This window comes from Nitrospirae bacterium YQR-1 (assembly GCA_039908095.1).
GTDB lineage: Bacteria > Nitrospirota > Thermodesulfovibrionia > Thermodesulfovibrionales > Magnetobacteriaceae > Magnetomonas.
Genome location: JAMOBJ010000022.1, coordinates 45,195 through 55,058 on the forward strand (window position 1 = coordinate 45,195; position 9,864 = coordinate 55,058).

Below are 9,864 nucleotides of genomic sequence, written 5' to 3' on the forward strand. Positions count from 1 at the left end.
ACATAATTTGGTGAAACATTACAATAATAATGATATAATATTAGGGCTCTGTTAAAAAAGTCTTAACTGATTGGGCGATTATTTGTTATAATTATAAAAGTACAGCCTTAAACATAAGGAGAGATAGATGAGGATAACACCACTGGATATTCAGCAGAAACAATTTCCTGTCAAATTCAGAGGATTTGATGTGGAAGAAGTGTATGCTTTTTTAGAAGTGTTGCGTGAGGAGATGGAAGAGCTGCTGAGAGAAAATACCTCTTTAAAGGAACAAATCCACATAATAGAGGGCCAGCTTAAAGAACATAAGAACATGGAGTCAACACTGAGGGAAACCCTCATAACGGCTCAGCAGATGATAGAGGCTTATAAGAGTAACGCAAGGAAAGAGGCTGAACTGATAACCCGTGAGGCAGAGCTTAAGGCTGATGAAATAATAAAAAGGGCGCAGGAGCGGGTAGTTAAAATCCATGAAGACATTGTTGACTTAAAAGGAATACGCCGGCACTTTAAAGAGGAAATCCGCCGGCTGTCCGAGAAAATAATGAGAGAAATCGAGTTTGACAAAGAGCGTGAGGGAGAGAGCGAGGAGTGGGACGAAAGCCGCCGGCAAAGTTTCGGGCAGGACAGTGACGAAACTTAGCACCCTTAAAGGCGTCTCAGACGTCCTTCCCCCTGAAATATATACATGGAACAGGATTGAGGAAACCTCAAAGGAGGTTTTCAGATTATTTGGGTTTACTGAGATAAAGATACCCATTATTGAACACACAGAATTGTTCATCCGCTCAATTGGTGAAACTACGGATATTGTCGGAAAGGAGATGTACACCTTTACCGATAAGGGGGATAGAAGCATAACCCTGCGCCCTGAGGGCACTGCCTCGGTGGTGCGCAGCTTTGTTGAAAACAACCTGCATCTTTTACCGCCGCCCCAAAAGTTTTACTACTACGGCCCGATGTTTCGGTATGAGCGGCCTCAAAAGGGACGGCTCAGGCAGTTTTACCAAATCGGCGTTGAGGCTATGGGCAGCTCCGGCCCGCTTATGGATGCCGAGGTTGTTGCAATGGCACACATGATTCTTAAGAAATTAAACTTAACCGGCCTCACAATAGAAATTAACTCCATCGGATGTGCCGGCTGCAGGGTTGCTTACAGGGATGCGATAGTTGAGTTTTTTTCCGAAAAAGAAATGCTCTGCGATGACTGCAAGGTACGCATAGTAAAAAACCCACTGAGACTGCTTGACTGTAAGGTGGAGCGCTGTGTAGGGCAAAGAGCCGGCGCCCCTGTAATTTTCGACTTCCTGTGCAGTGATTGCAAGACCCACCACGAAAGCTTTAAAGAGCTGCTTAGTGCAATGGATATAGATTATAAGGAAAACCCCCATATAGTGCGGGGGCTGGATTACTACAACAGGACGGCATTTGAAATAACCGCCGAGCACCTGGGCGCTCAGAAAGCGGTTGCCGCCGGAGGACGTTATGATAACCTTGTTGCCGACTTTGGCGGGCCGGCAACTGCCGCCGTGGGTTTTGCTATCGGAATGGAACGGCTTGTTTCACTTCTGGGAGTAACTGAAAAACACCCCGGTCCGGTTTTTTATATTGCCCCGCTGGGTAAGGAGGCTCAGACAAGAGCCTTAGTACTCTGCCAATCCTTACGCCAAAGGGCAACTCCCACAGAGATGGGAGACGGTGCCCTTTCCCTAAAAAGCCATCTTAAAAAAGCCGATAAGTTACATGCCTCTTGTGTAGCTATCATTGGAGACAATGAACTAAAAACATCACGGGTTCTGTGTAAAAGACTCTCGGACGCCTTTCAGAGAGAAATCCTCATTAATGATACAGAGGCTCTTATTGCTTTTGCAAACAGTGACGGTGGAGAGCGGTTGTGATACACAGCATGACCGGCTACGGCTGCGCCCAGAGGGATAATCTTAAAGTGGAAATCCGCTCGGTCAATCACCGTTATCTTGATATTTCTATAAAAGCTCCGGCCACTATGCTTAAACATGAAATAAAGTTAAGAAACATTCTTAAAGAACACTTAAGCCGTGGACGTGTTGATGTCTATATCAGCACATCTGTACAGGCTTCAGGCACAAGGATAATGGTTAACAGGGAGTTTGTCGGTGCTCTTGTGAATATGTTAAATGAGCTGCGGGAAGAGTTTAAACTCAGCGGTGATGTTGACATTGCCACGGTGCTGTCTTTTAAAGATTCCGTGATAAAGGAAGATGAGGACCCGCAGGAGGATACTTTGGAAGAGACCTTCCGTGAGGCACTCTCCGGCCTTATGGATATGAGAGGCCGGGAGGGACAATACCTGTTTAATATTGTCCAAAGCCGCCTTAATATTCTGGAAAGAACAATCAGAGAAATCAGACAGTGTCAGGGGGCCGCTATGCCGGCGGTTTTTGAAAAACTTCGTATCAAACTCAATGAGCTGCTAAAGGGCTCGGCAATAGATGAAAACCGGTTGCTTCAGGAGGTTGCAATCATCTCGGACAAGATGGACATTTCGGAGGAGATTGAGCGTGTGGAAAGCCATCTGAAACAATTTAACAAAACTCTGTTAAATAATGATAAAATAGGTAAAGGACTTGATTTTATATTACAGGAACTGAGCAGGGAGGCTAATACGATATCCTCAAAGGCGGGGCACTATGACATAGGAGCACAGGCGGTGGCTCTGAAACTGGAGATAGAAAAACTTCGTGAGCAGGTTCAGAACATTGAATAAAATCCGGCAGGCGGGTAATGCGACCAAAAGCAAATAAAGGACGGCTTTATATACTCTCTGCGCCGTCGGGGACAGGAAAGACCACGCTGTGTTCATCATTGTTAAGCCAAGTGGCGGAGCTAAAGGAATCCGTATCCTTCACAACCCGTAAACCCAGGGCAGGTGAGGTACAAGACACAGATTATACGTTTACAACAGTGGATGAATTTAAAAACATGCTTGCCGCGGGGATGTTTATAGAGTGGGCGGAGGTCTTTGGCAACTACTACGGCACTTCTATAAAAAGAATAGACGATATACTCTCCACCGGCTGCGATGTACTGCTTGATATAGACACTCAGGGTGTAAGACAGATTAAGGCCAAACACATAGACGCCGTTTTTATCTTCATCTTACCGCCCTCTCTGGAAATCCTTGAGAAGCGGCTGCGGGGAAGAAATAAGGACTCCGAGGAGGATATCCTCAGAAGGCTCCGTGTGGCAAGGGAGGAGATAAAGGAATGCGTTTTTTATGATTATGTTATTGTAAATGATGTTTTTGACCTGACTTTAAGTCAACTGAAATCGGTAATAATATCAAACCGTCTAAGGGCTGACGGCCTTGACTACCAATGGCTTGAAAACAATTTTGGCATACATTAAAGAGGAGGAGAGATAAGTATGGACTTAATATCATTACCCATTGAGCTTGATGATTCTAAGATAGACGGGCGCTTCAGGCTTGTCAATATTGTAGCGCAGAGAGCAAAGGAATTGTCCCACAAGGGTAAACCCCGAATATCAACCAAAGCCAAACGAATAACCACGATAGCTCTTGAGGAGTCTCTGCACTACATACTTGAGTTCATAACGGGTGATGAGGCTAAGCAGGCAAATGAGGAAGCCAAACGGCTTGATTATAAACGCTTCCTTGAGGAAAAGCGCAGGGAGACCGAGCAGGAGGACCTGTCGGAACTCGAAAAAGACCTCAAGTTCTACCTTACGGAAAAGGAGGAGATCGGCAAGGTGCCTTCAGTAGATATAGAGAGCTTGTTTTCAGATGGGGATAGGCCATACGAGGACGAGTAATAGTGCAGAGAGCCGCTATATTATCTTAGGCGTAACGGGTAGTATTGCGGCGTATAAGGCGCCGGAGCTTGTGCGTGCCTTTAAGGCTGCCTCAATAGGTGTACGTGTTGTGCTGACAGAGTCGGCGGCGCGTTTTGTCTCACCTCTTAGCCTTGAGGTTGTCTCCGGAAATCCGGTTCTTTGTGATACCTTTGCAGAGCCTATGTCACACATAGAGCTTTGCAGGGATGCCGCTTTTTTTTTAACTGCTCCCGCCTCTTTAAACACCATAACCAAGTATGCCCTGCCGCTTGCCGACAACCTCCTTAGTACTATGTTTACGGCCTACAGCGGGCACAGTGCCATAGCCCCTGCAATGAACTCAAAAATGTATGAAAACCCGATATTCAAGCGTCGGCTGGAGTTTCTAAAAAGCACGGGAGTTATTGAGATACCGCCTATGAGCGGCTCACTTGCTTGCGGCGATACCGGTGTGGGCAAAATGGCCGATATAGATACTATCGTATCAATTGTTATGAGTCAGCTCTCCCGCCCAAAAGATATGACGGGAATGAGGGTGCTGGTTACAGCCGGCCCCACCAGAGAGTATATAGACCCTGTAAGATTTATAACTAACCGGTCATCGGGTAAAATGGGCTATGCTTTGGCATATGAGGCGGCAATGCGTGGCGCTGTGGTGACATTAATCAGCGGCCCTGTTTCACTTCCCCCTTTTACTGCAGGGAGGGTTATTAATGTGGAAACCTCCCATGAGATGGAAACAGCAGTGCTTGCTGAGTATAAAAACGCCCACATAGTGGTAAAAGCCGCCGCCGTTTCCGATTTTAAGCCGGATACATTTAGCTCTGGGAAAATAAGCAGACAAGACGGATTTACTTTAACCCTTACCAAAACCGATGATATCCTGGCAAAAATCGCTTCAGAACGTGTTGTGTCTGCAGAGGGTGGGAAAACGCCGTTTATTGCGGGATTTGCTGCAGAGACCGGTGCAAACGTGCAAAGGGCCAAAGAGAAACTCATTAAAAAAGGAATAGACCTCATCGTTTTTAATGATGTTACCGAGGAGGGCGCCGGCTTTGATGTTGACACCAACATTATCTCCATAGTGACGGAGGAGCGGATTCTTAACTATCCAAAGATGAAAAAAGAACAATGTGCAGAAAAAATTCTTGACGCTATACTCAATAACAGGAATCCTTAAAAATGGGCAAAATAGAAAGACATCTTCTTAAAAAAAAGGAAAAGATATTTATGGGAGACGATTACAAGCTCCTTGTTCCCCTTGCCGAGGAATTTAAAAAATATGATATGGCTGAGGCTGTTACAATTCTGAAGTACTGCGTAAAAAAACATCCTGACTATATGAGTGCACACGTAAGCCTTGGCAAAATATATATGGAAAACGGATACACTGAAAGTGCCATAGAGGAGTTTGAAAGGGTAATAAATGTAATACCAAATAACATCCTCTCCCAACGAAAACTTGCCACCCTTTACGAACAAACAGGGCAAATCGGCAAAGCCATAATGTCTCATAAAATGGTTCTTATCCTAAATCCCGGTGACACCGTAGCTACAGAGTCAATCAAGGCTCTCACCGGGAATGATAAGCCGGCGTCCTTGCAAACTGATACCGAACCGTTAAGTGATGCCGAGCTTGAGGCATTAATTAGTGATGATGAGACACCGGAGACGCTTTCAGAGCAAAACCAGCCTGATGAACTGTCAGATTTCGGCACGGAAGCACAGCACATTGAAAAATATAACGAAATGGACGATACGGCAACTGCGGCTATTGCGGCAGAAGTCCTTGCCGACATTGCCCCAACAGAGCCGGAAGTGGTATTAGATGATATTACAGAGGAGCTCTTAAGTGATTCAGGCGATGAAATTGAGCATACTGAAAAACTTGAGGATATAGAGGAAATGATAGCGGCATCACTTGAGGGGGATGTAACGCCGGATATTGCCCCAACAGAGCCGGAAATGGTATTAGATGATATTACTGAGGAGCTCTTAAGTGATTCAGGCGATGAAATACAGTTAAGTGAACACCGCTGGGATTCTACAGATGATACAACAGCAAATGCAGCAGGGGATTTTATTGATGACGGCAGCTTTATTTTAAGCCCAAATGAGCCTGTTTCAGAAGAGGAAGAAGATACCGAGACAATAATTGCAAAAGATAGTGCACAATCCAATCTACTACAAGATGAACAGGAAAGACAATTGTGGGATCCTTTTGCAGAACCGTCTGTTGCCGGCATTGTTAACGGCTATGGTCTCCAACCGCTTGTATATCTGGGGGATGTTGACAGTGCAGATGCTGTGAAAGACGTCTCAGCCGGCTTGCACTCAGAAGGTAAAAATGACATTATAGAGCTGACCGAGGATGACTATATTTCTGGGGATGAAGCTGAGTTAAGCGACTCTGACGTTGCCGATTTGTTGCAGATTAGTCCGGGTGTCAACATTATCAGGGATAGTTCCGTGCACCCTGCAAAGCCGGATGCCTCAGACCTTGAAAGCCCGGATATTACCATCATCTCGGACTCGGAAATGAAAGCCCTTATCTCAGACATACCTGGTGATGAGCAAGCAGATATTGCTTATGATTTTGATTCAGATATGAAGGAACTTATCCTGGACGGGCCGGATAGTGAAAATGCCGGCGGCACTGCTGGTTTTAGTTCAGACATAACAGAGCTCATAGCGGCGGCAGGCATATACGGAGGTGGAGAGATTGATAAGATTTCCGACACTGTGGAGCAGCACAGCCTGGTTGGCATGGAAGACATGTCAGCTCAGGAGCAGGAGCTTCTGATTAAAGATGAAATCGAAATGATAGAAAACTATATACTTACCGAGAGGTTTCTCTCAGCGATAAAGGCATATAATCAACTGCACGAAAGGTTTCCCAACAATACTGAAATAAAGCAGAATCTGGACAATTTACGGACATCCGCCAGGTTGTTGGATAAAGATGAAAACGCATTAATCAGAAAGCTTGATTTTTTGAAAGGCCGTTTAAAGGAAAAAATGAGGGGGGTAAGTGTCGGACCTGCTTACAGCTAATGCAGGGCGCATAGGGCGGTTAAAGGAAACACTGCGGCAGCGCAATGTTGGAGCTCTCCTTGTGGTTACTCTTGCAAACATCCGGTATCTTACGGGTTTTAGCGGCTCAAGTGGTTTTTTGCTGATAAGCCGGCAGGGGGATTTCTTTTTTACAGATTTCCGGTATAAAGAGCAAAGCGAGGCTGAGGTGTCGGGTGCAGAAGTTATAATAACCGAAAACGACAGTATCAACTTCATAACCGGTTTTATGAAGGAAAAGTTAGGGTTACAGGATTTTTTCTTTGAGGATATGGCCACGTTCAGGCAATATCGGCAGTTTAAGAAGGACTGTGAGGTCAGCCCGATGCAGGATGTGGTGGAGGAGCTGCGTGTACAAAAGGATGAATCAGAGGTGGACTTAATTGCCAGGGCTATAGAGAGAGCGGAGTGTGCCTTTAAAGAGGTGCGGCCGTACATAAGGGTTGGGGTTTCTGAGCGTGAAATCGCACTGAGGCTTGAGGAGAATCTGAAAAAAGCCGGAGTCCGTAAATTGCCCTTTGACACGATAGTGGCCTCGGGTGCCAACTCAGCGGTAGTACATGCTAAACCCACGGATAAAACACTGGAGGCGGGGGATTTAGTGCTGATAGACTGGGGAGGTGAGTGTGAGGGGTATTGTTCGGATATGACGAGGACTTTTTTATTAAGAGGCGGGGATATATCAAAGAAGTGTGAAATATATGAGACGGTACATGGGGCAAATGAGGCGGGCCGAAACGGAGTAGCTCCGGGCATGACTGCCGCTGAGACAGATGCTTTAGCAAGGGACTTTATTGGAAAAGCGGGATATGGCGGCTGCTTTGGGCATTCAACCGGTCACGGTGTAGGGCTTGACGTCCATGAGGCCCCCTACATCAGAAGCTACGGTATTGAGACTAACTTACGGCAGGGGATGGTCTTTACGATAGAGCCGGGGATATACATAAGCGGCCTGGGCGGCGTTAGAATCGAGGACATGGTATGTGTTGGTGCAAATAATGGTAAAACATTAACTACACTACCGAGAGAACTTGAAATATTGTAGTGTTAATGAATAAAGTATTGCGGGAAATCGGCAAAACAGTTATAAACAATCAACGTAGAAGACGGGCTTTATTGGTATAAAGGGTGCGGCGTGTTGCAAATATTTTATTTTTATGGTATCCTGAAATTATGACAGTAATAACAATACCAAGACCGTTAAGAGAGAAATTAGGCGATGACGGAACCGATGCCTTTATTGAAGTTATCAACAAAATAGATATAGAGTCTAAAAAAGGTTTGGCTACTGAGGCTGGTTTGTTGTTAGTGGAAACAAGGCTTACCAGCGAAATAGCGAGGCTTGATGAGAAGTTTTCAGGCGAAATAGCAAAGCTTGATGAGAAGCTTTCAGGTGAAATCGCATCACTTAAAACCAATGTCAGTGAATTAAAATATGACGTTGAGAAAATAAATGACCGCATAACTGATGTAATTAAATGGGTAGCAGCCATGCTGGTAGCCCAGGCTGCAGTGATAGCTGCAATAGTAAGGCTTCTTTCACATTGATATTCTGAAGCGTTATACCAAGTTGCATTCAATCGTCTAACTTCGTTGGCTTCGTCAAAAGCCCCTGGGCGTCTCCCCAAAGGGGAATCCGGGGAAGCGTCGCTTTCTCCCAGCCGCCTGTGTTTACTTCCGACTGCTACTTGGTATTAGCGATAGAGCTGTGTACCGGATTTTCAATATCGGATTTCGGGTTGCATGTATTGCTTTACTAAGTTTTTTGTGATATATTACAAAGGCAATGTAAAGTGACATTTTACGAGGTGCCGTTGCTTAAAAAAACAATGTATGTATTAGAAAAGGGATATTATCTGTCAATGTTTTAAAAAATCTAACTAAAATGGAGCTTTGTTCGTTTATGGACAAGAAAGAGAAAACTAATGAGTTAAACCCGGCAAAATCAAAAAGAGGCAGGAAAAAATCCACAGAAGGACAGTATAACCAATCAGTTTCAGAATCTCCCTCAAAGTTAAGCTTAAAGCAGAAGACATATGGAGAGGTTGTATCTTATCAGCTTAACTACAGCTCTTTAGCATTCCTTACACGCAACGACAAAATGATTTCTATTTTTAATGACTTAAAATCTGTTGCAAAAACCGGCTACAAGGTATTAATCCATGGCCTTGCCGGCTGTGGTAAGACTCTGATGGCAATGATGGTGCATCAGCTGAGTGAACGTACAGACAGCGCTTTTGCAGAGTTTAACACAAGGGCAATAGCACCGTCTGATATGGAAATCTTTTTATTCGGGCATGTTCAATATGAAAATGAGACTGCAAAAGCAGGCCTTTTGAGTCAGGTAAACAACGGAACCCTGTTTGTTAACGACATCTTAAATCTGCCCCACTGGCTGCTGGAAAAACTCCTTACCGCCGTGGATAGCCACAAGTACATGCCTGTTGGCGGCGATAAACCGGAAAGTTTAAATGTCCGCCTTGTTACGTCAGTTAACAATGATATTAAAAGCGTTATAAGCAGTAATTCCACACTTGAGGACCTGCTGTATCGCCTTGGTGATTTCTTTCTGCCGGCTCCAACGCTAAAAGAAAGAGAGGGTGACATTAAACTGTTGTTTGACCACTTTTTAGCGGATACTTGCAAGGACCTTAAAATAGACGTTCCCGTTGTTTCCAATGAGGCCTACAGAGCTCTTGATAACCACACATGGCCTGGCAACATCACAGAGCTAAAGAGCGTTGCCAAAAACGCCGCTCTCAAAGCTGCTCCCAATATGATTACCACTGAGCATATCATCTTTTTAAAACAGCCATATACACTGCCACAGGACGGACCGCATAGGCTTAAAGATATAATTTCCGGGGTTGTGGCCACTTATGAGATACTATGATAGAAACATGAAAGATAGCCTCATTGGTTAAAATAGTAGCCATGACCAACAAGGAGGGCAACAGA

Annotated in this window: 10 protein-coding genes; all 10 read left to right on the forward strand. The window is 44.9% G+C overall.

Annotated elements, in window-relative coordinates:
* Window positions 1-127 precede the first annotated feature (127 nt).
* The 10 genes from H7844_11010 (at window position 128) to H7844_11055 (ending at window position 9,799) form a co-directional block, all read left to right on the forward strand.
* Window positions 128-643, forward strand: coding sequence for a DivIVA domain-containing protein (locus H7844_11010; protein MEO5357814.1), 516 nt, complete (start codon window positions 128-130; stop codon window positions 641-643).
* The gene (gene hisS / locus H7844_11015; GenBank protein MEO5357815.1) at window positions 630-1,898 is read left to right on the forward strand and encodes a histidine--tRNA ligase; all 1,269 of its coding nucleotides are present in this window, start codon (window positions 630-632) and stop codon (window positions 1,896-1,898) included. The genes H7844_11010 and hisS overlap by 14 nt, the downstream gene beginning before the upstream one ends.
* Window positions 1,895-2,746 carry a YicC family protein gene (locus tag H7844_11020; protein MEO5357816.1) on the forward strand — a complete coding sequence of 284 codons (852 nt, stop codon included), beginning with the start codon at window positions 1,895-1,897 and terminating at the stop codon, window positions 2,744-2,746. Before hisS ends, H7844_11020 begins: the two co-directional genes overlap by 4 nt.
* A 17-nt stretch (window positions 2,747-2,763) precedes the next feature.
* Window positions 2,764-3,387, forward strand: a complete 624-nt coding sequence (gene gmk / locus H7844_11025) for a guanylate kinase (GenBank protein ID MEO5357817.1) — start codon at window positions 2,764-2,766, stop codon at window positions 3,385-3,387.
* 18 nt (window positions 3,388-3,405) lie between these two features.
* A complete protein-coding gene (locus tag H7844_11030) occupies window positions 3,406-3,813 on the forward strand; it encodes a DNA-directed RNA polymerase subunit omega (protein ID MEO5357818.1) in 408 nt (135 codons plus the stop codon).
* The gene (gene coaBC / locus H7844_11035; GenBank protein MEO5357819.1) at window positions 3,785-5,014 is read left to right on the forward strand and encodes a bifunctional phosphopantothenoylcysteine decarboxylase/phosphopantothenate--cysteine ligase CoaBC; all 1,230 of its coding nucleotides are present in this window, start codon (window positions 3,785-3,787) and stop codon (window positions 5,012-5,014) included. The genes H7844_11030 and coaBC overlap by 29 nt, the downstream gene beginning before the upstream one ends.
* 2 nt (window positions 5,015-5,016) lie before the next feature.
* A complete protein-coding gene (locus tag H7844_11040) occupies window positions 5,017-6,888 on the forward strand; it encodes a hypothetical protein (protein MEO5357820.1) in 1,872 nt (623 codons plus the stop codon).
* Complete coding sequence (locus tag H7844_11045; protein ID MEO5357821.1) at window positions 6,866-7,951, forward strand: Xaa-Pro peptidase family protein; 1,086 nt, start codon at window positions 6,866-6,868, stop codon at window positions 7,949-7,951. The genes H7844_11040 and H7844_11045 overlap by 23 nt, the downstream gene beginning before the upstream one ends.
* Before the next feature lie 128 nt (window positions 7,952-8,079).
* Window positions 8,080-8,454: a hypothetical protein gene (locus H7844_11050; GenBank protein MEO5357822.1), complete on the forward strand. Its 375-nt coding sequence runs from the start codon at window positions 8,080-8,082 to the stop codon at window positions 8,452-8,454.
* Window positions 8,455-8,809: 355 nt separating this feature from the next.
* Window positions 8,810-9,799 carry a sigma 54-interacting transcriptional regulator gene (locus H7844_11055; GenBank protein MEO5357823.1) on the forward strand — a complete coding sequence of 330 codons (990 nt, stop codon included), beginning with the start codon at window positions 8,810-8,812 and terminating at the stop codon, window positions 9,797-9,799.
* Window positions 9,800-9,864 lie beyond the last annotated feature (65 nt).

Excerpts from the sequence above, each read along its gene's own strand:
- H7844_11010 (MEO5357814.1), top strand. The coding sequence starts at position 128 with ATGAGGATAACACCACTGGATATTCAGCAGAAACAATTTCCTGTCAAA.
- gmk (MEO5357817.1), top strand. The coding sequence starts at position 2,764 with ATGCGACCAAAAGCAAATAAAGGACGGCTTTATATACTCTCTGCGCCG.
- H7844_11030 (MEO5357818.1), top strand. The coding sequence starts at position 3,406 with ATGGACTTAATATCATTACCCATTGAGCTTGATGATTCTAAGATAGAC.
- coaBC (MEO5357819.1), top strand. The coding sequence starts at position 3,785 with ATGGGGATAGGCCATACGAGGACGAGTAATAGTGCAGAGAGCCGCTAT.
- H7844_11040 (MEO5357820.1), top strand. The coding sequence starts at position 5,017 with ATGGGCAAAATAGAAAGACATCTTCTTAAAAAAAAGGAAAAGATATTT.
- H7844_11050 (MEO5357822.1), top strand. The coding sequence starts at position 8,080 with ATGACAGTAATAACAATACCAAGACCGTTAAGAGAGAAATTAGGCGAT.
- H7844_11055 (MEO5357823.1), top strand. The coding sequence starts at position 8,810 with ATGGACAAGAAAGAGAAAACTAATGAGTTAAACCCGGCAAAATCAAAA.